Origin of the sequence: Streptococcus cristatus AS 1.3089, assembly GCF_000385925.1 — a bacterium.
Taxonomy (GTDB): domain Bacteria; phylum Bacillota; class Bacilli; order Lactobacillales; family Streptococcaceae; genus Streptococcus; species Streptococcus cristatus_B.
The window spans coordinates 37981-58759 of sequence record NC_021175.1 but is presented as its reverse complement, the minus strand read 5'-3'; the positions used below and the strand labels follow the sequence as shown (position 1 = coordinate 58759).

General features: G+C 41.9%; 19 protein-coding genes and 3 pseudogenes. 2 read left to right on the top strand and 20 right to left on the bottom strand.

Annotation, left to right across the window (positions count from 1 at the left end; all coding sequences use genetic code 11):
- Positions 1 to 62: 62 nt before the first annotated feature.
- The 12 genes and pseudogenes from I872_RS00335 to ruvB all read right to left on the bottom strand — a co-directional run.
- Positions 63 to 659, bottom strand: a pseudogene (locus tag I872_RS00335) (transposase); the annotation flags it as partial.
- A gap of 335 nt (positions 660 to 994) precedes the next feature.
- Entirely contained in the window at positions 995 to 1141 is a 147-nt protein-coding gene (locus I872_RS11980) for a hypothetical protein (RefSeq protein ID WP_015604207.1), read from the bottom strand.
- Between the two features lie 12 nt (positions 1142 to 1153).
- Positions 1154 to 1303 (bottom strand): hypothetical protein, encoded by a 150-nt coding sequence (locus tag I872_RS11975; protein ID WP_167320504.1) that lies wholly within the window; start codon positions 1301 to 1303, stop codon positions 1154 to 1156.
- Between the two features lie 20 nt (positions 1304 to 1323).
- Positions 1324 to 1533: a hypothetical protein gene (locus tag I872_RS00330; RefSeq protein WP_015604206.1), complete on the bottom strand. Its 210-nt coding sequence runs from the start codon at positions 1531 to 1533 to the stop codon at positions 1324 to 1326.
- Between the two features lie 53 nt (positions 1534 to 1586).
- Positions 1587 to 1735, bottom strand: a pseudogene (locus I872_RS11240) (ABC transporter ATP-binding protein); the annotation flags it as partial.
- A gap of 187 nt (positions 1736 to 1922) precedes the next feature.
- Positions 1923 to 2843, bottom strand: a complete 921-nt coding sequence (locus tag I872_RS00325) for a helix-turn-helix domain-containing protein (RefSeq protein ID WP_015604204.1) — start codon at positions 2841 to 2843, stop codon at positions 1923 to 1925.
- Between the two features lie 271 nt (positions 2844 to 3114).
- Positions 3115 to 5769, bottom strand: coding sequence for a bifunctional acetaldehyde-CoA/alcohol dehydrogenase (adhE, locus tag I872_RS00320; protein WP_015604203.1), 2655 nt, complete (start codon positions 5767 to 5769; stop codon positions 3115 to 3117).
- Between the two features lie 278 nt (positions 5770 to 6047).
- Positions 6048 to 7862 carry an acyltransferase family protein gene (locus I872_RS00315; protein ID WP_015604202.1) on the bottom strand — a complete coding sequence of 605 codons (1815 nt, stop codon included), beginning with the start codon at positions 7860 to 7862 and terminating at the stop codon, positions 6048 to 6050.
- Positions 7852 to 8265: an MORN repeat-containing protein gene (locus tag I872_RS00310; protein WP_015604201.1), complete on the bottom strand. Its 414-nt coding sequence runs from the start codon at positions 8263 to 8265 to the stop codon at positions 7852 to 7854. The genes I872_RS00315 and I872_RS00310 overlap by 11 nt, the downstream gene beginning before the upstream one ends.
- 3 nt (positions 8266 to 8268) lie before the next feature.
- Positions 8269 to 8691 carry a low molecular weight protein-tyrosine-phosphatase gene (locus I872_RS00305; RefSeq protein WP_015604200.1) on the bottom strand — a complete coding sequence of 141 codons (423 nt, stop codon included), beginning with the start codon at positions 8689 to 8691 and terminating at the stop codon, positions 8269 to 8271.
- Between the two features lie 174 nt (positions 8692 to 8865).
- Positions 8866 to 9440: pseudogene (locus I872_RS00300) on the bottom strand (nucleotidyltransferase family protein).
- The gene (gene ruvB, locus I872_RS00295; protein ID WP_015604199.1) at positions 9437 to 10435 is read right to left on the bottom strand and encodes a Holliday junction branch migration DNA helicase RuvB; all 999 of its coding nucleotides are present in this window, start codon (positions 10433 to 10435) and stop codon (positions 9437 to 9439) included. The pseudogene I872_RS00300 and the gene ruvB overlap by 4 nt, the downstream one beginning before the upstream one ends.
- 346 nt (positions 10436 to 10781) lie before the next feature.
- On the opposite strand from ruvB, the gene I872_RS00290 reads away from it, so the two are divergent.
- A complete protein-coding gene (locus I872_RS00290) occupies positions 10782 to 11045 on the top strand; it encodes a YiaA/YiaB family inner membrane protein (RefSeq protein ID WP_015604198.1) in 264 nt (87 codons plus the stop codon).
- Between the two features lie 99 nt (positions 11046 to 11144).
- Here I872_RS00290 and I872_RS00285 read toward each other — a convergent pair whose 3' ends face one another.
- The 7 genes from I872_RS00285 to I872_RS00255 all read right to left on the bottom strand — a co-directional run bounded on the left by I872_RS00285 (position 11145) and on the right by I872_RS00255 (position 18183).
- Complete coding sequence (locus I872_RS00285) at positions 11145 to 12182, bottom strand: aldose epimerase family protein (protein WP_015604197.1); 1038 nt, start codon at positions 12180 to 12182, stop codon at positions 11145 to 11147.
- A 307-nt stretch (positions 12183 to 12489) separates the two neighbouring features.
- Entirely contained in the window at positions 12490 to 13653 is a 1164-nt protein-coding gene (locus tag I872_RS00280) for an SIS domain-containing protein (RefSeq protein ID WP_015604196.1), read from the bottom strand.
- A 107-nt stretch (positions 13654 to 13760) separates the two neighbouring features.
- The gene (locus tag I872_RS00275; RefSeq protein ID WP_015604195.1) at positions 13761 to 14165 is read right to left on the bottom strand and encodes a PTS sugar transporter subunit IIA; all 405 of its coding nucleotides are present in this window, start codon (positions 14163 to 14165) and stop codon (positions 13761 to 13763) included.
- An 11-nt stretch (positions 14166 to 14176) separates the two neighbouring features.
- Entirely contained in the window at positions 14177 to 14995 is an 819-nt protein-coding gene (locus tag I872_RS00270; protein WP_015604194.1) for a PTS system mannose/fructose/sorbose family transporter subunit IID, read from the bottom strand.
- Positions 14982 to 15896 (bottom strand): PTS mannose/fructose/sorbose/N-acetylgalactosamine transporter subunit IIC, encoded by a 915-nt coding sequence (locus I872_RS00265; protein ID WP_015604193.1) that lies wholly within the window; start codon positions 15894 to 15896, stop codon positions 14982 to 14984. The genes I872_RS00270 and I872_RS00265 overlap by 14 nt, the downstream gene beginning before the upstream one ends.
- A gap of 26 nt (positions 15897 to 15922) precedes the next feature.
- On the bottom strand, positions 15923 to 16399 hold the full coding sequence (locus tag I872_RS00260; RefSeq protein WP_015604192.1) for a PTS sugar transporter subunit IIB: 477 nt from the start codon (positions 16397 to 16399) through the stop codon (positions 15923 to 15925).
- Entirely contained in the window at positions 16396 to 18183 is a 1788-nt protein-coding gene (locus I872_RS00255; RefSeq protein WP_015604191.1) for a glycoside hydrolase family 35 protein, read from the bottom strand. Before I872_RS00255 ends, I872_RS00260 begins: the two co-directional genes overlap by 4 nt.
- A gap of 139 nt (positions 18184 to 18322) precedes the next feature.
- Here I872_RS00255 and I872_RS00250 point away from each other — a divergent pair, with 139 nt between their 5' ends.
- Positions 18323 to 19039, top strand: coding sequence for a GntR family transcriptional regulator (locus I872_RS00250; RefSeq protein WP_015604190.1), 717 nt, complete (start codon positions 18323 to 18325; stop codon positions 19037 to 19039).
- 424 nt (positions 19040 to 19463) lie between these two features.
- Here the strand turns inward: I872_RS00250 and purB are convergent, their stop codons facing one another.
- Complete coding sequence (gene purB, locus I872_RS00245; RefSeq protein ID WP_015604189.1) at positions 19464 to 20759, bottom strand: adenylosuccinate lyase; 1296 nt, start codon at positions 20757 to 20759, stop codon at positions 19464 to 19466.
- Positions 20760 to 20779 lie beyond the last annotated feature (20 nt).

Sequence of the window (20779 nt, the reverse complement as noted above, 5' to 3'; positions counted from 1 at the left end):
TCCTTGTACACTAGTCATATAGCTAAGATCTTGCGATTCAGGCAAAATAAAAAGCCCCTCTAGGCAATCATTTTCACCAGTTTTTTGAGATTCAGGCAGGCAAAAGTCAGACCAACCCGATCTTCCATTTTGGCCTTACCAATCTGTCTAGTGTAGCGCATACCGTGATATTCTTTGGCGGTCCCAAAGTCTCGCTCAATAGTCTCCTTGCGCCGCTTGTACCATTCCTTCATCACAGAGGTATGACGAATATCTTCACATCTATCTAAATAATCCTTCCAAACATGCCGGGTGATGACCCGCTGATGATTCTTAGCTCTGGTGCAGACAGTCAAAAGAGGGCAGTTTTGACAAATAGAGGAATCGCTTTTGTATTCTCGGTAGCCGTCACGATTGGTTGTGCTGTAGCTTAATACCTGGTTTTGCGGACAGAGATAACAGTCATAGTATTCATCATAAACAAAATCTTTAGGGCGAAACATGTGCTTATCTCCCCTTGGTCGGGTGTAAGGCAGAACTGGCGTTAGCTCCTGGTCCAGCAGGAACTTGGCAATACTGGGCGTCTTAAAACCAGAGTCCATGACAATAGTTTGGGGCTCAAAAAGTTCCAGCTTGGCAAAGAGGAGCAGAAAAAGCTGGCTGTCATGCACATTTCCAGCTGTTGCCGCTCTAAATCTACTTGGTTTTTATGAAACATCAGCTGCACCTCTTACCTCTATTATACTCCTAAAAACGACAAAAAGCCCTGAGAAATGTGTTTTCTCAAGACTTTGTCTACAATCTGAAACTTTTGACAATAATTGCCAAAAGTTTTATTTTATCGTAAATATCCGATAACCAAGTATATTGAAAAAGTTCTAAAGTCTTGATTGGCTCTGGAACTTTTTGACCCTATAATTTCTGTAGTGGATAAATATACCGAAGGAGATTTACCCACTACTAATCTTAATTTTTATTCAAATGGTTTATATGTCATTCCCATAAACTTCCTCCTTTAAGTTAAAACTATGCCTGCCCAAATAGCTCCGCCAACTAAAACACCACCTGCAACACCTCCAATAAACCACCCATCTCCATAAAGTTCGTCTGTTTTTACTTCTTCAAAAAATAGTTCATTCATATGTTTATCTTTCATTTCCATAAAATTACTCCTTTAAGTTAAAGCTACAATTCCTGCAGCAGCAGCTACAATACCAATTCCAACACCGAAACCTTCAATGAAATCTCGAGCATTCCCATAAAGCTCATCTACTGGTACTTCCTCGAAAAATATCTCATTCATATGTTTGTCTGTCATTTCCATAAAATTACTCCTTTAAATTTCTATTTTGACCTATTTTCCCAATGTACATTTTGATCTAATTGTCTAAGCCATATCATATTTGTAAATGATAAAATCATAATAGCCACGATAAGAATTAACGAAATCAATAATCTTCTTTCCACCAAAGCAATTGCTAAACCGCCTAACAAAATGATAGTTAGAAAAACACCTTGTAGCTTGTTACTGATACTATTTTTAAAACCTCTCATTAATTCACTCCTTTATTTACTATTTTTTCCATGAATCAACTTAATATTCAAATAATCATTGTTGTTTTTCCCGAACCAGATGGACCTAAAAATCCAAATATTTCACCTTTACTAATCGAAAAGAAAAGGACACATCTTGTAAAGCACTAGATTTTCCAAATTTTTTACTAATATTTTGTACGTCAATAACTTTTTCACACATTATCATTCCCTTCCTGATGTCTTATTTACAAGAATAATTATATCAGCGCAACAAAAAATCACCAATGACAGAAATGTCACTATTTTTTTAATAAATAGATAGTAAAATCCGAACAAAATAAAAAAAATTGACAAGAATATCAAATCTTGCCAAAAATTTTAGTATATCAGGACATTTCTGCCACTATTCAAAAATTATTGAATATATTTTTTATATCTTCTTTCCATTCTCCATCAAGACTCGTTATCAATTCCTCATTTCCAAATATTTGAGCAACCATTTTCGCCTCTTTATACTTACGATTTGCCTCATTAAAATCACACTGAATATAATATTTCCACTCAACCATTAAAATTAATGGTTTCTTTTGGAAATCTCGGGTTCTATTCATAATATAATTTAACTTATCTACTGCCATCTTGAAATAGGAGAACTCTCCAACAAGCTCCAAACAGCACAGTGCTGCAAACAGAGCATCCCGCAATAAATATAAATCTTCTAATTCAGTTTCTTCTATTTGATGACATAGCTTTTTAAATAGAAGAACAATTTCTTCTTGCGTAGTTTCTTTTATAAATCCTGAATTCAATCCATCCATTAATGCACAGAGAAAATAAAGTCTTGATTTCAATAATGTACTAGTATGAAACGGTTCTACGTCGACTAGACTGTCAAAACTATTCTCCAACACACCTTGACCATATAATGAATTTTGGCCTGCCCGCACCTGGTCAATCGCCTGCAAGCAATCGATCATTATCTGCTCATCTCTTGGGAGATTCTCATAAAAGTCCTCAAAGATTTCATCAAAATACGCATCTTTTTGTTCTTGCAGCTTCTTATCTCCATAGTCGGGGTGATGAAGCAGAAAATACTTGATTTCCTTATAACGCTCTGGCAGCTCTTGATAGTCAGGCATGAGGATATAGGCTGGAATCTCCAATTTTTCTGCAATATGCTCCAGAGTTTTCAGAGTGGGATGAAACTCTCCTTTTTCGATACGTGCCAACTGGCGGACAGACAAACCAGACTCATCATCACAAAAGGCCGGACGGCTCAAACCTTTTTGTTTGCGCAACTCTTCTATTCTTTTTCCAACATTATTCATCAACCAGAACCCTCATTATTATTTGAAAAACAAATAATTTAATCACCAAACTTTGTTTTTTATTATATCATAATTGCTCCAATCACGCCAAAAAAGAGGCTGGGACAAAAGTCCGACCTCAAATATAAAAAGCGAACAAAACTAGTTTTCTGGTAATCAGAATTCTGCTTTGTTCGCTTTTCACATTTAATTATAGATTTGAAGGGCTTAATAATTAAGATTTTTAAAAATTCAAATCTTTTTGTCCCAAACTCTGTGGTTGATAACTATATTATTTACGACGTCCTGGACGTTCTCCGTAGCCATAGTAAGCATCTGCCATGATTTCTTCCATGTCAGCTACCATTGGCAAGCGTGGGTTTGCAGGTGAACATTGGTCTTCATAAGCAAGCAAAGCAATTTCATGCAAGCTATCTTTCCAAGCTTTTTCATCGATTCCTTGGTCTTTGAAGTTCATCTTGATACCTACTGCAACACCAAGTTCGTAAACAGCTTTAGCGTATGCTTCAACTGCTTCTTCTGGAGTTGAGTGAGGCAAACCAAGCATTTTCGCGATGTCTTGGAATTTCTCATCAGCTTTCCAGTAGTTGTACTTAGGCCATGTAGTTGTCTTAGATGGACGAGTACCATTGTAACGGATGACGTATGGAAGCAAGATTGCATTTGTACGTCCGTGAACAGTGTGGTGAACACCACCGATCTTGTGGGCCATTGAGTGGCTCATACCAAGGAAGGCATTTGCAAAGGCCATACCTGCCATTGTAGACGCATTATGCATTTTCTCACGTGCTTCTGGATCGGCTGTCTTAACAGATTTTTCCAACCATTCAAAGACAAGCTTGATAGTTTGAAGCGCAATACCGTCTGTATAGTCATTAGCGAAGTTTGAAGTGTAGGCCTCAGTCGCGTGAGTCAAGACGTCCATACCTGTATCAGCAGCGATGAAGTCAGGAACTGATTCAACCAAAGCAGGGTCAACAATCGCAATAGTTGGTGTCAATGAGTAGTCAGCCAATGGGTATTTGCGGTTGTTTTTCTTGTCAGAGATAACGGCAAATGGTGTTACTTCTGAACCTGTACCAGATGTTGTTGGAATCCCAATGTATTTCGCTTTCTTACCAAGTGATGGGAAGCGGAAGGCACGTTTACGGATATCCATGAATTTTTGAACCAAGTCACGGAAGTCGATTTCTGGTTGTTCGTAGAAGAACCACATTACTTTCGCCGCGTCCATTGGAGAACCACCACCAAGAGCGATGATTGTATCTGGTTCAAATGCTTTCATCACTTCCGCACCACGTTCTACAGTTGTGATGTCTGGATCTGGTTCAACATCTGAGAAGACTTGGATCGTTACACGGTTGCTACGGGCGTTCAATTGATCGATCACACGTTGAACAAAGCCAAGTTTTTCGATAGATTTGTCAGTAACGATCATAACGCGTTCAATATCTTCACATGTTTGAAGGTATTGGATAGAATTGCGTTCGAAGTAAATTTTTGAAGGAACTTTAAACCATTGCATATTATTTCTACGTTTCCCTACTTTCTTGATGTTTAGAAGGTTAATAGCGCTCACGTTATCACCAACTGAGTTGCGTCCGTATGAACCACATCCAAGTGTCAAGGATGGAATGAAGGCATTATATACGTCCCCGATACCACCGAAAGTAGATGGAGAGTTCCAAATGATCCGCATAGCTTTGATTTCAGTACCAAAGCGTTTAGCCAATTCTTCATCTTTTGTATGGATAGCTGCTGAGTGACCAAGTCCGTTAAATTCAACCATTTGGCGAGCTTTTTTAAGACCGTCTTCTCTATCTTCAGCTTTCAAGACAGCAATAACTGGTGAAAGTTTTTCGCGAGTCAATGGCTCATTTGGACCTACTTCAGCACATTCTGCAGCCAAGATGTTTGTACCTTCTGGTACTTTAAAGCCTGCTTGTTCTGCAATCCATGTAGCTGGCTTACCAACAATATCTGCATTGAGCTTAGCACCCGCACAGTTTTTGCTGTTTGCTTTAGCGCCGAAGCAGAATTCTTCAAGAAGAGCTTTTTCTTTTTTGTTTACAAAATAAGTGTGGTATGACTTGAATTCCTCTACAAATTCGTCATAAACTTCCTTGTCAATGATCACCGCTTGCTCAGATGCGCAGACCATACCGTTGTCAAATGATTTAGACATCACGATATCATGAGCTGCTTGTCGAAGATCAGCAGATTTTTCGATGTAAGCAGGAACGTTTCCGGCACCAACCCCAAGAGCTGGTTTTCCGCAAGAGTAGGCAGCCTTAACCATGGCGTTACCACCGGTTGCAAGGATTGTTGCAATACCATCGTGGTTCATCAAAGCCGCTGTTGCTTCCATAGATGGTTCTGTAATCCATTGCACACAGTTTTCTGGTGCTCCAGCTGCGATAGCTGCATCACGAACGATTTGCGCTGCGTGAGCAGATGATTCTTGAGCAGATGGGTGGAAGGCAAAAACGATTGGGTTACGTGTCTTCAAGGCAATCAATGCTTTGAAAATTGCTGTTGATGTTGGGTTAGTCGTTGGAGTGATACCACAAACAACTCCGACAGGCTCAGCAATCTTAGTCAAACCAGTAACAGGATCATCTTCGATAACACCAGCAGTTTTAACACCGCGCATATTGTTGACGACGTGCTCACAGGCAAAAAGGTTTTTCGTTGCCTTGTCTTCAAATACACCGCGACCTGTTTCTTCAATCGCGTGTTGAGCAAGGATACCGTGTGCATCAAGTGCTGCAACAGAAGCTTTCGCTACGATATAATCCACTTGCTCTTGGTTCAATTTTCTCATTTCTTCAAGAGCTAGGAGACCTTTTTGTACAAGTCCGTCAACATGCTTTTCAGCCGCTAATACTTTGTCCTCTTGTTCAACAGTTTTCTTCTTATCAGCCATTATAATCCTCCAATGGTTTCTGCCAAAAGGTTAGATGAAGATTTTAACCTTTGTTAATTATTTCACAATATGATTATACCCTATTCTCCTAAATTTGTAAACACTTCCAATGAAAGTTCACAAACTTTTTCTTGATTATTTTCCCAAATGCCGTTATATTAGCATTTCCACTGAACTCTTCCTTCATTATGAATATTTTCACAAACTTTTCTCTAAACCTTACGGAAGCGCTTTCTTATTGTTTATAAAATTAGCTCGGCAAAATAACCGAGCTAGTTTTATGGCTTAACACTGCCACTTGAAGCAGCATTCAATGCTTCTTTCATCATGTTAGAGTAGAGTTTACCTCCCTCTGCCATTGACTCTGAATCTGCCCCATAATGGACATAGTCTGTTCCAATCCAAATCTGCGGATTGTTAATCGCGACCTGATACCAGTCTGCTACATATACAAAATCATATTTCTTAGCAAGTTCAAGTTCGTATTGTCGCATCTTAACAGGAATACTACTTGGATCATTGGCTGTCCGGCCATCATATGGCGTGACTAAAATTAAGCGATGGCCTTTTGGCAAGAGCTCGATATACTGATCCAGCAATTCTTCATAATTGTCAACCGGATTGGTTCCCAATGCCAAAACGACGTTTTGAAGCAGTGTTTGGTTAGCAATATCGTTCTTGAAAAATTCCAGACCAGACACTAAATTACGGCTAACCACTGCATCGACTTGAGCGTCAGGTATAGCCTCTTGGATCCATTCAGCGGAGCGCAAGGTAACCGAATCACCAATAACAGTCGTTCCCTCTGCCACGTTATAATTTGTCGCAGTTTTTTGGTCAGCGTGCTTACGAGTTGTCTGCATTTTCGTATCGGCTTGATTCAAAGCATTGACAATCAGGCTTTCCTCAAAGGCACCCACAGACGGAGCTGTGATGGTGATAATAAGCAAGATAAAAGTCAGCGGAATGAAACTGTAGAAAATCGGCTTGGTGATGGAACTTACATTCATCTCCTTGCCAAAAATCCGAGGCTTCCGTCCAGCTAAAGTCGGCTCTAAAATATAGAAGGAAAGAGCCGCGAAACCAAAACTCAAGATTGTAGTCAAAAGCACAGCCCAACCATTGCTCATCAACTGAGTAAAAATAATATAGAAAGGCCAATGGAAGAGGTAAACACCATAGCTAGTATCTGCAATAAAGTTGAGAGGACTAGGCTCCTTAATATTTGGTAATTTATCGTGCAAGATGCGAGTTGCTGCTATCATGACACAAGCCAGAAGTGTTGAAATCAAGAAACCAAATAAATAAGTCCACAGGCTGTCAAATTTCAAAATAAAGCTGAGTAAGATAAGAAGAACAAAACTGCCAGCTAAAGCGATCAAGACTTGCTTGATTTCGACCTTTTCTTCCAGTTTCTTCATCTGAACGCCCACATTTCCGACTCCAGAGAAAGTCGCTAGCACTGTTCCCGCAAAGAAAGGAAAGACGTGGGTCAGGCTTGAGAAATAAATATTGGAGTAATTCTTGCTGAAAAAGGCTCCGATAAACATAGCCAAGAAGCTGAACAAAAATAGAGCAGCCGAACTCAGAGAAATCATCCCTCGATACTGAGCAACTGACTTACTAATCTTGCTAATGCCCCAAGCAGCCAAGCCCCAGAGGATATAGTAATGCACTTCCAGTGCCAGACTCCAAGTGTGAATCAGCAAATGCGGCACAAACTGACTTTCATAACTGCCGCCCGACATCATTTCATAAAAATTGGTCACAAAGCCAAGAGCAGCCGCAATCTGCGTCCCAATACCTGCCACAAAATCCCGTCGGATCAATAAAGTAAAGGGCATACTGACCAAAATCATAAAAACGAGCGGAGGAACGATACGATAAAAGCGCCGTTTCAGAAAGCCTACAATATCAATCGTCCGACTTCTTGTAAACTCATCAATCAATAATGAAGTAATCAAAAATCCTGAAAAAGTGAAAAAGATGTCCACTCCAATAAAACCTCCAGGAAAAACTCCCTGAAAGTAATGATAGAGCAACACCAAGACCAGTCCAGTAATCCGAACCAGTGAAAACCATCTAATGCGCATTTTGATAAATTCCTTGCTTGAACCTTCCTTCATAGACGACATTACTTTCTGTCGTCAGTTTTCCTTTACCATCGGCCTGACCGTTGGCAAATTCACCTTCATATTTCCAACCAGCCTTGGATGTAAAAGTACCCTTACCATCAAAAGTCCCATTTTTGAAATGGCCTTTGTAGCTATCCCCATTTTTAAATGTCAGGGTGCCTTCGCCGTTCATTTTCCCGTGAACCAGACTGCCCTCATATTTTATATTACCCTGATCCAGCGTCAGCACACCCTTACCAGGGATATTGGAGGTAAATACCAAAATCGCTGACAAAGCAATCACAGTCACTGCTAGGATTTCTAAATTCTGACGGGTCAGATAGATTTTATATTTATCGTAAAATTCTTTTATTTTATCCATTTTTCACCCATTTAAGCGTTCTAGCCACTTGTGGCAACCAGCTAAAACCAGTTCATAAGTCTCATCGAAATCGCCCGTGTACCAAGGATCTGGCACACCGAGATCAGCAAACTGGTAGATTTTATCCTGAAAATCCACTGGCGCCATTTTCTTCAAATCTAGAATATTGGCTTCATCCATGCCGATGATATAGTCAAATTCTGCAAAATCTTGCGAGGAAATCTGCTGAGAACTTTTTCTCTTATCATAAGAAATCGCATGTTTCTTAAAAATAGCCTGAGTCCCCTGATGTATAGGGTTGCCATGTTCCCAACTAGATGTCGCTCGACTCTCAATGTGTATATCATCGGTCAGACTTTTCATAACAAATTCTGCCATCGGACTACGGCAGATATTTCCTAAACAAACAAATACAATTTTCTTCATAAATCTATTATACCAGAATAAAAAGAAAACAGTGGAGCTTTCTTGATTATTCTGTGACAGCGGAAGCGGACTCTGAAAAACCGCTAATTATGCCGTTAGCTTTTGTGTCTGAGTTTCAGAGTACAGATCATTTAGGCAGTCACCCACTCAATCTAGCTTGCACCAGATTCAACTTTACTTTTCTTCAGAAGGATGTTCAAAACTTAATTGTGGCCATTTAGCCTGCCAGTTTTTCTTGCGGATTCTTTGCATATAAAGCTTCTTCCGCTCTGCATCCGCTAAAAAATGTGATGTTGGTCGCACCTGAAATGCCCGAATATCTGCCAAACCATAGGGAGCAAAGAGCTCTAGCTTGTCATCTCCCAGCAATCGCAGACCGATAGCCTGCAGCACTCAGGATACTTGCTCATGGCATCTTTCGAGCTAGTATAGGGCTGGGTGTTGGGGCTATGAATGTGCATATAAACTTGATTTTTCAGTTCCCAAGAATAAGCGGGAAAAGCTTTTCTCAGCTCCATCTCCAGCTGCAAAGTTTTCTCATAGGACACAGTTGGGTCAAAGAATATGACATCCACATCCGTTTCAGCATCAAAGCCCGGCTTGCTAGACAAGATATTCCAGATAAAATTTCTGACACTGCCTGCAGCCAGCCAAGAATCTTTCAATTCTAGGCTGCGGATCATCTCCAAAATCTCTCGGATAGCCTGATCCTGACCCAGTCTCTCTAAAATCTCCTGATCGGTCATCATTCCTCCATATACTCATATCCCAGATGCTCATAGGCTTTACGAGTCGCCACGCGCCCAGTCCGTGTCCGCATAACAAAGCCTTTCTGAATCAGGTAAGGCTCATACATGTCTTCCACCGTTTCGCGCTCCTCAGCAATATTGACTGAAAGTGTCCCCAGCCCGACTGGACCACCCCCATAAACTTCAATCATGGTTCGTAGGATTTTCTGATCTACATAGTCCAGCCCTTCTCGATCCACGTCCAGCATGGATAAGGCCTTGTCTGTGATCTGAGCATCGACCAGTCCATCCCCCATAATCTGGGCGTAGTCTCGCACCCGCTTGAGCAGACGATTGGCAATCCGCGGCGTGCCCCGGCTACGCAGAGCCAGCTCTCGAGCAGCCTCGTGGGTAATATCCATCTCAAAAATCTCTGCCGTCCGCTCGACGATTTCGGTCAGGTCGCTGGCTTCATAATACTCCATATGACCAGTAATCCCAAAACGAGCCCGCAGAGGATTAGACAGCATGCCCGCCCGAGTGGTCGCCCCAATTAGCGTGAAAGGTGGCAATTCCAGATGGACGCTGCGACTGGTCTCGCCAGTCCCAATCATAATGTCAATGTAAAAGTCCTCCATGGCGCTGTAGAGCACTTCCTCCACTGCCATAGGCAAACGGTGGATCTCATCGATAAAAAGAACGTCACCTGGCTCCAAATCATTGAGAATGGCCACCAAATCACCAGCCTTTTCAATGACTGGGCCAGAAGTCTGCTTGATATTCACACCGAGTTCGTTGGCAATGACAAAGGCCATGGTCGTCTTTCCTAGACCCGGAGGGCCAAAAAGCAAGGCATGATCCAAGGCCTCATCCCGCAATTTAGCCGCTTCGATAAAAATCTTCAGCTGATCCTTAACCTTATCCTGACCGATATATTCTCGTAAATACTGAGGACGGAGGGTACGTTCTACCAGCTCCTCATCCCCCATTAATTCATTATCTAAAATTCTACTCATAGAACTATTATAGCAAAAAATAGGGCAGAGGAAGTAATCCGACCCGCTTCTGAATACAAAAAAAGCCACCGAATTTGGTGGCTCTTATGGGAGATTATTATGAAAAAGTTTTAGGATTTCTATCAAATAAAGTTAGGAGGTCTTCATTTGATGGTATTAGTATAACGTCCTTATCTTAAAGTTTACTTAAATAAACCATATTTTAAAAATAAAATACTTTTAAACATCTTACTAAGATGATACAAACTAATACGAATTGTTCAGTCTGATTAAAATAACCTCTATTTCATTGACTGCTTCAGGAACTCATGATACAATAAAAAAAATCGAAAAGGAGATTTTAGATATGAACAACCTTAAAAAGAAAACTTATCGGAATACACCAGCCTTTATGTTTATGGCTTGGGGCTCATTCGCCTTCTTTGTGACTCTTGTTCTCATTGGCCTCTATACTTTGAAAGAGCCTTTGATGGTTAAAGGATACTATCTCATGGGTTCTGTCGGATTGATTTCTTCTTCATTCACTCTTGCTAAAGTTATCCGTGATAACCAAGAAGATGAAGAACGTTACAATCAATTTTTCCAACCACAAGACTTAGACAACCAATAAAATAAATAGTAAAAACGGCAGAGGGGGAATCTGCCGCTTTCTTGTATCTGAGGCTAGTATCGCCATGTAAGATACACTTCAATGAAGCAAGTTTACTGTTTATTTCACTCCTGCGAAATAAACGGTGGTGCTGGTGAAAATGTGGCCAGCCTTGAGAATGACCTGATCCTTCAAATTACTGTGAATCGCATCAGGCAAGACCTGTGCTTCCAGCGCCAGACCATTATGCTGAATCATTGGCTGTCCATTGATGATGACTGACTCATCGACAAAATTAGCCGAATAAGTCACGACACAAGGAGCATCTGTACGGAAAGTCAGATAGCGACCTGATGCCGAATCATAAAGGTAACCCGCCTCTTCCTGCTCTTTATCAAGAGCAAAGGGGTGATCTAGCCCTGACACGACCTGAATTTGCTCGTCTTGGTCAGCAAAAATTTCTTTCAGCGCCAGACCTGTTTGCAGGCCTTTGACAAAGCCACGATTCTCATCCACTTCTTTTGCTGGCACGCCGTCAGGAGCAATCGGATACACCCCTTTGGTATGCAGCTGGAGGACATGCTGATCAATCGGCTGACTAAAATCACCTGACAGATTGAAATAGCTGTGGTTGGTCGGATTGACCAGACTATCTTGGTCTGTCTGAACTTGATAGGAAACCTCAATCTCTCCTTTTTCTGTCAAAGAATAGGAAATCCAGATCTTCAAATTTCCTGGGAAACCGCCCGTCCCATCTGGGCGCTCTGTGTAAAATGTGACACCCTCGTTTGTGACGTTCTCTGTCTGGAAAATCACGCCATCCCAGCCGGTAGAGCCACTGTGGTTGCAATTCTGGCCATTATTGACTTCCAGCTGGTAGGACTGACCATTCAGCTCAAAAGTAGCCTTGGCAATCCGCCCTGCAACTGGTCCCACGCTGGCACCATGCTTGGGACTATTGCCAACATAATCATCAAAGCGCTCAAAACCTAGAATGATATTGGCAAAATCACCATTTTTATCCGGCGTCTGATATTCTAAAATCGTTGCGCCATAGTTCATGACCTTGAAGCGATAGCCTAGCTTATTTTCAAAGGTATAGGCTAGGACATCCTGTCCTTTAAAAGTACCAAAAATAGATTCTTGATAAGATTTCATATAATCTCCCTCTGTCTCATTTTAAAAGGCATCCTTTTAAAACTTCCTTGACTTAGTCACGGAACGAGAGTAGGACAGAAATCGGTAATCGTTGAATTCGATTCGTCGTCCCACCTCCGCACAGTTGAGTAGGGCTGTAAAAGACTGATGAAATCAGCGTAGTAGAGCCCACTCAACCACTGCGTTTTGCTCGACAATCCAAAGACAATTGAGAGGCTAGGACTTTTGTCCCAGACTCTTTATCTGAAAGTCCTTTTAATAACTAGCTTTCCCATGACTAATGTTTGACTTTTCCATATTTAGCTTTCTACTGCTGGAAAGGGTGGATGATAACTCCCTGAACGACCCGATTGACCGTACCTGTCGGAGACGGTGTATCTGGTCGATTTTTCACTTTCAAAGAAGTCAAGAGAGAGAAGAGCTGAGCATAGACGATGTAAGGGAATGCTCGATAGCTATCTTCCAAGATATCACTTTCAAGAACCACTTGCTCAACATTTTCCAAGTCTTCTCTGCGCTCTGTAAAGAAGACCACCTTGCGAGCAATCTGATCTCCTGCCACTTCACGCACCAAATCCAAGTCGTAACGTTTGGTGTACTCATCTCTTGAGCCAAATACCAGCACAAGCGTCTCTTCGTTAATCAGAGATTTTGGGCCATGGCGGAAGCCGACTGGGCTCTCATACATGGTCGCAACCTTCCCTGCGGTCAATTCCAAAATTTTCAGCTGAGCTTCGTGCGCCAGACCAAAGAATGGTCCTGCTCCAAGATAGATGACCCGGTTAAAGTCTAATTCTGTCAAAGCCTGAACATCAGCCACATCTGCCAAAACCTTTTGACTCAAGGCAATCAACTCAGCTACTCTTGCTTCTTTTCGAGCCAAATCTGCTGGATCAAAGACCAAGAGAGCTGTCAACATCATAGAGGTGAAGCTGGAAGTCATAGCAAAGCCAGCATCATTTGATGGAGCTGGTTGCAATAAAAGGAGATTCCGTTCATCGCCATGTGCCTGCTGAGCTAGTTTTCCTTCTGCAGCACAGGTAATGGTCACTTGGTAAAGCTCATCAACCAACTGCTTGGCCAAGTCCACTGTCGCAACACTTTCTGGCGAATTGCCACTGCGGGCAAAAGAAACGAGAACCGTTGGAATATCCTTATGCAGATGCACCTCAGGATCAGCCACAATATCAGTCGTCGCAACCGAATTAAAATTCCATTTGCGCTCATCATAAAGCTTTCTGAAATATGGTAATAGCGTATCGCCTACATAAGCCGAAGTTCCCGCACCTGTAAAGATAACTTTTATATAATCATGCTTTTCTTCGATACCTTTCAGAAAAGCAGCGACTTGGTCAGCTTGAGCCTTGTAATGATTAAAAGCTGTCTGCCAAACATCTGGCTGTTGGTAGATTTCACGCGTGGTGATTTCCGCGCCTAATTCAACCAGTTTCTCTTTTGAATAATCTAGCATGGTAGTCCTTTCAAAATAAACATTGATATATTAGTTATTTGTCTTTAAAAGAGGGAATGGGAAAATTCCCCACTCCCCTTCATTTCTTTTTTCCTTGCAAAACAGTCCTACTCATCCTCATCATCTGATAAGCCTGCTAAGATATCATTAACCTTAACGATATTTTCGACTGCATTTTTCGGATAGTCAACATCAGCTCCTGTCAGAGAAGCATTGAGAAACTCAATCACCATCGGCAAATTCATGCCGGCGTACAAGTCAATATCCTTACCTTCTAAAATAAGGCGGCTGACTACATTACATGGTGTGCCTCCCAAGAGATCTGCAAAGACAATATAGTCATCAAAATCCTTGACTGTGTCTAAGAACTTAGCTGTGAAATCATCTGGTCCCTCCTCTGGTAACAAGGCAACGGCATGGATATCCGCTTGAGGCCCCATAATCATTTCCGTAGTTGTTTTCAGTTCTTCACAAAAGCGACCATGACTAATCAAAATTAATTGTTTGCTCATAATTTACACCATTATGCCATTCCAAAGAAGAAGTGACCAAATGCTGAGAATGCAATCGCTGCAAGAATGATGAGCAAGATAGCTTTTGTAGAGTTCATACCCTTACGTCCAAGCAACCAGTAGATTACACCTGTGATGATTGCTGGTACCAAACGTGGGAAGATGAGGTTAAGCATGTCTTGAATTTCAATTGCTTTGTCCCCGATGTGTGGAGCCCATGAAACTTCAACACCAATCATGCTGGCAATCAAGGCACCAACCATGAAGACACCAAGTACAGATGCAGCATCAATCAAAGCTGTCAAAGTACTTTGCATATTGTTGATGAGGTTAACCCCTTCTTTATAAGCAAATTCCAATTGTTTCCAACGGAAAATGTCGTAAGCAACTGCTACAGCGATCCATAGGAAGATACCGGCTGGGTTTCCTGCAACAGCCAAAGTTGCTGCGATTGAACCCATAATAGCTGGTACCAATGATCCAAAGATTGAGTCTCCAAGAGGAGCGAATGGTCCCATGAGACCTGTCTTGATACCATTGACCGCATCTTTTGATTTCACACCATCTTTTTCTTCCAAAGCAAGGTCAAAACCAGTAATAATGGTGTGGAAGAATGGTGAAGTATTGAAGAATTGCGTATGCAATTTCATCATTTCTTTCAGTTCAGGTGTACCGTCTCCATACATTTTGCGCAATTGTGGCAAAATCATGTAAAGGTAACCAGAAGCTTGCATACGCTCATAGTTCCAACCCAATTGGAAGGTAAACAAGCTACGTTTGTTAATCTGTTTAAAATCTTCTTTTGTTAGTTTGTAATTAGAATTCGTCATCTTCAATTTCCCCGCTTTCTGATTCAGTTACTGGAGCAGCTACGACTGTACGTTGGCTGTTTTTGAAGTGTTGTACTGCAAGGAAGACACCGATGATGGCGATACCAATCATAGATACACTCTTGAAGTTGTTAACAAAAGTAATAGCTTGTTCTTTTGGAAGTTTAGAGAACACTTCAGAACCAACAATGCTAGACACTGCAGCACCAAGGCTTTGAACATTACTGTATAGCACTGTCAACATAGCTGTCAAGCCAAATCCAAGTGCCAAGTAGTGAAGGTTGCGTTTAACTGGAAGATAACGAAGCAAGATTGCAAATCCAAGACCTGGAAGCATTTGACCTGCAAGTTTCAGACCGTTTGCCAACCATTGTACATTAGCGAGACCTGTAACAACAGTTTCTACAAAAGCTCCACCAAAGGCAAGAGCAAAGAAAACTGGGAGGGCACGAGAAAGAGCCCAAGGAATCGCACCAAGGAGATAGTTGCGTTCGATGCCTTTGTAGTCAAAGCGTTCAATCGCAGCATCCACACGGTGAGCGAAGTAAGTTGTAGTCATACGACCAAGGATATCGAAGTATGTCAACAAAGTTGCTACCGGCACAGCGATTGTAGCAATAGCAAGCTCTGGATCAAGCCCTTGAGCTACTGAGAAGGCAGTTGCAAGAACCGCACCAGAAGTAGCATCAATACGAGACGCACCACCGAATGTACCAACACCGAGTACTACCAATTGAAGAGAAGCACCGATGAAAAGACCTGTACCCATATCTCCCATGATGAGACCTGTGATAAATCCAGCAAATACAGGTGAACCTGCTGAAGAAACGATCGTCAACTCATCGCAGATTTGATAAGCTGAGTACAGAGTGAGTAGTAAAATTTGCCACCATTGTATCATGACAATGACCTCCTAAAAATTTTTCCTTATTTTAACAAATTCATAAAATCCGCAATCGGATCATTTGGAACCATCTGAGCTGTCAGCTTAACTCCTTTTTCATGCAGCTTGTGGAAAGCTTCCACATCTGCATCAACCACATTGATGGAGCGAGTGATTGGACGAGTTTCGTCTGACTGAGACATATTTCCGACGTTAAGTGTTTCCAATGGAACACCAGCTTCTACCAAACGAAGGAAACGATCTGGTTTACGAGCAACGATAAAGAGTCGCTGTGAGTCATACTTACCAGCCAGAATGTTTTCTGCTGCTTTAGCGATTGGCAAAATGCTGAGCTTCACTCCTGGTGGCGTAGCCAGCTTAAGTCCGCTCTTTTCGATAGCATTTTCAGCTACCTCATCGTCAATCACCATAATGCGTGAAATATTGAGCTTGGTAGTCCAGAGATTGGCTACCTGTCCATGGATCAAACGTCCATCGATACGTGCACCTACTATTGTCATAAATTTTCCCCCTTTATTGTTTTAAATGTAGGTTGTTTAACTAAGTTAATTGATTCTTCATATTCCCCTTCCGTTTCAAAAATGATGATTCGGTTATGTCCTTCTTTCAGAAGACTATGCGGAATATAAAGCGATAAGGTTGGACCGACATTCCAGAAACGACCGATGTTGACGCCGTTTATAAAGGCAAGGCCCTTTCCAAAACCAGACAAGTCTAAATAGGTATCCTTAAGCGCTTTCATTTCAAAGTCAAAAGCGTAGAAAGCTGGTTGCTTAGGCTGCCATCCTTTTGAAAAATCGATGTTTTCTGTATTTTCAAAGGAAAGTGGATACTGCTGCCAATTTAGCAAGAAGTGCAAATCCTTACAAACGCCCGTCCGAATCCCTTTTCGCTGGGTATCTGCCAAGAACTTATGCCCGTAATTGACCCGCCCCATGTTTTCCATCAAGATGTCAATACGGTGGGTGGCTTTCTTTTCCCCAGCAACAAAGATATCTTGTCCAATCTCTGCTTGATACTGGGTTGCCATAAGCTTGCCGTCCACAAAAAGCTGCATCCGGTCTCGCCCGTCAATCACCCGAATCTTTTCCTCATCCGCATCCCAGCTGGCTTCGGTACGATAAAGCAAGTAACCATAGCTCTGTCCCAAATCCTCCATTTTGACAGGATAGAGACTCTCCACTGGCTGAGCCAAATCAGCTAATGTCTCAAACAAACTCACCTTCTCACTCAGAGCAATGTCTCTCAATTCAAAAGATTCTTTTGTGAGCGGTTTCATTTGTGGGTGCTCAGGATAGTAGGTTTCCATCATTTTTTGCACCGCAAAATATTTCGGAGTTGGATTTCCCTGTTCATCGAGCAGAGCATCATAATCATACGAAGTCACCTGTGGTAAATCCGTCACACCTCTGGCCGAGCAGCCATTCATGAAGCCAAAATTGGTTCCGCCATGAAACATATAGAGATTGATAGAGCCTTGTTCCAGAACCTCACGGACAGCTTGAGCCAGTTCCTCAGGATCCCTTTTGATAATTGGCTCTTTCCAACGATTGAACCAACCATCCCAAAACTCCATACACATGAGCGGCCATTTTTTGCCATGCTCATCAAAGAATTCCTGCATCTGGGCAAAATTATAATCTGCCTTGGAGCCGAAATTTCCTGTAACAAATAAATCTTCCTCAATCAGCGTGCCAGCTCTCAGCGTGGCCCGCCAAGGGCCATCCGATGTAAAGAGCGGACAATCAACACCTCGATCCAACATCATCTGCCGAATCGCTCTTAGGTAGTCTTTATCCTCCCCGTAAGAGCCATATTCATTTTCCACTTGCATCATGAGGATATTCCCCCCCTTGTCCAAGAGCCTTGGAAGCAAGCGAGGAAGCAACTCATCATAGTAGTCTGCAACAGCTTGAAGATAAGGAGCATCAGAAGAACGGATTCTCATATCCTCAGTCAAGAGCCAGGCTGGCATACCGCCAAATTCCCACTCCGCACAGATAAAGGGCGAAGGGCGAACAATGGCATACAATCCTAAATCTTGAGCAATCTGAAGAAACTTCTCAATATCTAAAATCCCTTGAAAGTCAAACTGGCCTTTCTTTGGCTCGTGCATGTTCCAAGGAACATAGGTCTCAACTGTATTGAAGCCGAGAGCTTTAAGATTATAGAGCGAGTGATACCAGTCTTCCGGCTGAATCCGAAAATAGTGAATCGCTCCTGATAAAATCTTAAACTCCTGACCATCCAAGTAGAAAGAAGAGCCTATTTCAAATCTCTTCATCTCCCTATTCCTCCTAGATTTAAAACGCTTTCATTTCTTGATAATATTAATATAATAAACTTTTACATAAATGTCAACATTTTTTTAAAAAATATGTTAAAATCAATATAGAGAGGAATAAAAAAGAGAGGTGAGCACAATGGCTATTCCTAAATATCAACAAATCAAAGATGACTTGAAACAACAAATCATTTCTGGTAACTTTGAAAACGGTGATAGATTCTACACAGAAGCTGAATTAATCAAGATGTTCAACGTCAGTTCCATCACCGTTGTCCGCGCTTTGAACGAACTTGCGAATGATGGCTACATCATCCGTCAGCAAGGGAAGGGAACTTTTGTTTCACGCGCAAGAAAACACAAGCGTGTGGAATTCTCTGATATCGAAACTTTCCCTATCCAAAAGGATAAGGTGACTGTTCTGTCCATCGAACGTGGAAATGAATTGAGGATCTTGGAAAAACTAGAACTAACTCCGTCCCAGTTCTACTACAAGATTGACCGTATCAGAAGGACCGGCGATAAAGTCTATATTTATCACCAAACCTACATTCCTGAACAGTACATCAATCCAAACTATCCAGATCTGGACTACTACAGCTCGATCTACAATCGCTTCAAGACGGATTATCACATCCACATGAATGATGAGTATTTCGAAGAAATCAACGAAATCGTCTTTCCAACGCCAAAAGACATTGCCAAGACCTTAGAAATCGATCCAAACTTCCCAACTGTGCATCAAGTCAAGATCACAAAACTGGAAAATACTGGACAAATCCTAGAGTACAGCGAAACCTACAAGCGTGGCGATTTCTTTAAAATCAAATTTATTTCTTCTAGTCGCGATCATTAATCTGAAAAACGATGGTTCTCATGAGCTGTCGTTTTTCATTTCCTGACCAACTAACCTATCATTATTATAAACCTATCTATACCAATTTGCAATACATTTGAACGATTTTTGTTTAATAAAAATCAAAAAATGATAGAAAATAAACAGAATTTTTCAATTTCGTATATTTTTTTACTATTCTAGAACTGAAAACCAACAAAAACAAAACTTTATAATACATTCGAGAATAATAAAAATGAGAGTGGGACAGAAATCGGTAATTCGTTAGAATTCGATGTCGTTATCCCACCTCCGCACAGTTGAGTAGGGCTGTAAAAGCTGATGAAATCAGCCTAGCAGAGCCCACTCAACCACTGCGTCTTGCTCGACAATCCAAAGACAATTGAGAGGCTGGGACTTTTGTCCCAGCCTCATCTTTTTTTGTTTAATCTAAGCCCAGGCGCTTGAAGATTTCATCCACGCGCTTAGTGTAGTAAGTCGGGTTGAAGATTTCATCAATTTCTTCTTGAGTGAGGCGTGAGGTTACTTCTGGATCTGCTTCGAGAAGCGGTTTGAAGTCTACTTGGTTGTCCCAAGAGTGGGCTGTTTTTGGTTGCACCAAGTCGTAGGCTTGTTCACGCGTCATGCCTTTTTCAATCAAGGTCAACATGGCACGTTGGCTAAAGATAAGACCAAAAGTAGAGTTCATGTTGCGGATCATGTTTTCTGGGAAGACCGTCAAGTTCTTGACGATATTTCCAAAACGGTTGAGCATGTAGTCAATCAAAATGGTCGTATCCGGTGTGATGATACGCTCAGCTGATGAGTGAGAAATATCACGTTCGTGCCAGAGAGCGACGTTTTCATAGGCCGTCACCATGTGACCACGGATAACACGCGCCAGACCTGTCATGTTTTCAGAACCGATAGGGTTGCGTTTGTGAGGCATTGCTGAAGATCCTTTTTGACCCTTGGCAAAGAACTCTTCTACTTCGCGTTGCTCCGATTTTTGCAGGCCACGGATCTCCGTTGCCATACGTTCGATGGAAGTCGCAATGCTAGCAAGAACTGCAAAGTACTCAGCATGAAGGTCACGAGGAAGCACCTGTGTAGAGATTTCTTGAGCACGGATGCCCAATTTTTCGCAGACATATTCCTCTACAAATGGTGGGATGTTGGCAAAGTTCCCAACCGCACCAGAAATCTTACCAGCTTCCACTCCAGCAGCCGCATGCTCGAAACGCTCGATATTACGCTTCATTTCGCTGTACCAAGTCGCTAATTTAAGACCAAAAGTTGTCGGCTCAGCGTGGACACCGTGGGTACGACCCATCATGATGGTGAACTTGTGTTCCTTAGCCTTGTCAGCAATGATGTTGGTGAAGTTTTCAAGATCACGACGGATGATGTCGTTAGCCTGTTTGTAAAGGTAACCGTAGGCAGTATCCACCACGTCAGTAGAGGTCAACCCATAGTGAACCCACTTGCGCTCTTCACCAAGAGTCTCAGAAACCGCACGCGTGAAAGCTACCACATCGTGACGTGTTTCCTGCTCAATCTCCAAAATACGGTCGATGTCAAAGTCCGCCTTCTCGCGAATCAAAGCCACATCTTCCTTGGGAATTTCCCCCAACTCAGCCCATGCCTCGTCAGCCAAGATTTCCACCTCAAGCCAAGCACGGTATTTATTTTCTTCGGTCCAAATGTTCGCCATCTCAGGGCGAGAGTAACGGTTGATCATGATTAAGATACCAAGGGCGA

Excerpts from the sequence above, each read along its gene's own strand:
- I872_RS11980 (WP_015604207.1), bottom strand. The coding sequence starts at position 1,141 with ATGGAAATGAAAGATAAACATATGAATGAACTATTTTTTGAAGAAGTA.
- I872_RS11975 (WP_167320504.1), bottom strand. The coding sequence starts at position 1,303 with ATGGAAATGACAGACAAACATATGAATGAGATATTTTTCGAGGAAGTA.
- I872_RS00330 (WP_015604206.1), bottom strand. The coding sequence starts at position 1,533 with ATGAGAGGTTTTAAAAATAGTATCAGTAACAAGCTACAAGGTGTTTTT.
- I872_RS00325 (WP_015604204.1), bottom strand. The coding sequence starts at position 2,843 with ATGAATAATGTTGGAAAAAGAATAGAAGAGTTGCGCAAACAAAAAGGT.
- adhE (WP_015604203.1), bottom strand. The coding sequence starts at position 5,769 with ATGGCTGATAAGAAGAAAACTGTTGAACAAGAGGACAAAGTATTAGCG.
- I872_RS00315 (WP_015604202.1), bottom strand. The coding sequence starts at position 7,862 with ATGCGCATTAGATGGTTTTCACTGGTTCGGATTACTGGACTGGTCTTG.
- I872_RS00310 (WP_015604201.1), bottom strand. The coding sequence starts at position 8,265 with ATGGATAAAATAAAAGAATTTTACGATAAATATAAAATCTATCTGACC.
- I872_RS00305 (WP_015604200.1), bottom strand. The coding sequence starts at position 8,691 with ATGAAGAAAATTGTATTTGTTTGTTTAGGAAATATCTGCCGTAGTCCG.
- ruvB (WP_015604199.1), bottom strand. The coding sequence starts at position 10,435 with ATGAGTAGAATTTTAGATAATGAATTAATGGGGGATGAGGAGCTGGTA.
- I872_RS00290 (WP_015604198.1), top strand. The coding sequence starts at position 10,782 with ATGAACAACCTTAAAAAGAAAACTTATCGGAATACACCAGCCTTTATG.
- I872_RS00285 (WP_015604197.1), bottom strand. The coding sequence starts at position 12,182 with ATGAAATCTTATCAAGAATCTATTTTTGGTACTTTTAAAGGACAGGAT.
- I872_RS00280 (WP_015604196.1), bottom strand. The coding sequence starts at position 13,653 with ATGCTAGATTATTCAAAAGAGAAACTGGTTGAATTAGGCGCGGAAATC.
- I872_RS00275 (WP_015604195.1), bottom strand. The coding sequence starts at position 14,165 with ATGAGCAAACAATTAATTTTGATTAGTCATGGTCGCTTTTGTGAAGAA.
- I872_RS00270 (WP_015604194.1), bottom strand. The coding sequence starts at position 14,995 with ATGACGAATTCTAATTACAAACTAACAAAAGAAGATTTTAAACAGATT.
- I872_RS00265 (WP_015604193.1), bottom strand. The coding sequence starts at position 15,896 with ATGATACAATGGTGGCAAATTTTACTACTCACTCTGTACTCAGCTTAT.
- I872_RS00260 (WP_015604192.1), bottom strand. The coding sequence starts at position 16,399 with ATGACAATAGTAGGTGCACGTATCGATGGACGTTTGATCCATGGACAG.
- I872_RS00255 (WP_015604191.1), bottom strand. The coding sequence starts at position 18,183 with ATGAAGAGATTTGAAATAGGCTCTTCTTTCTACTTGGATGGTCAGGAG.
- I872_RS00250 (WP_015604190.1), top strand. The coding sequence starts at position 18,323 with ATGGCTATTCCTAAATATCAACAAATCAAAGATGACTTGAAACAACAA.
- purB (WP_015604189.1), bottom strand. The coding sequence starts at position 20,759 with ATGATCAACCGTTACTCTCGCCCTGAGATGGCGAACATTTGGACCGAA.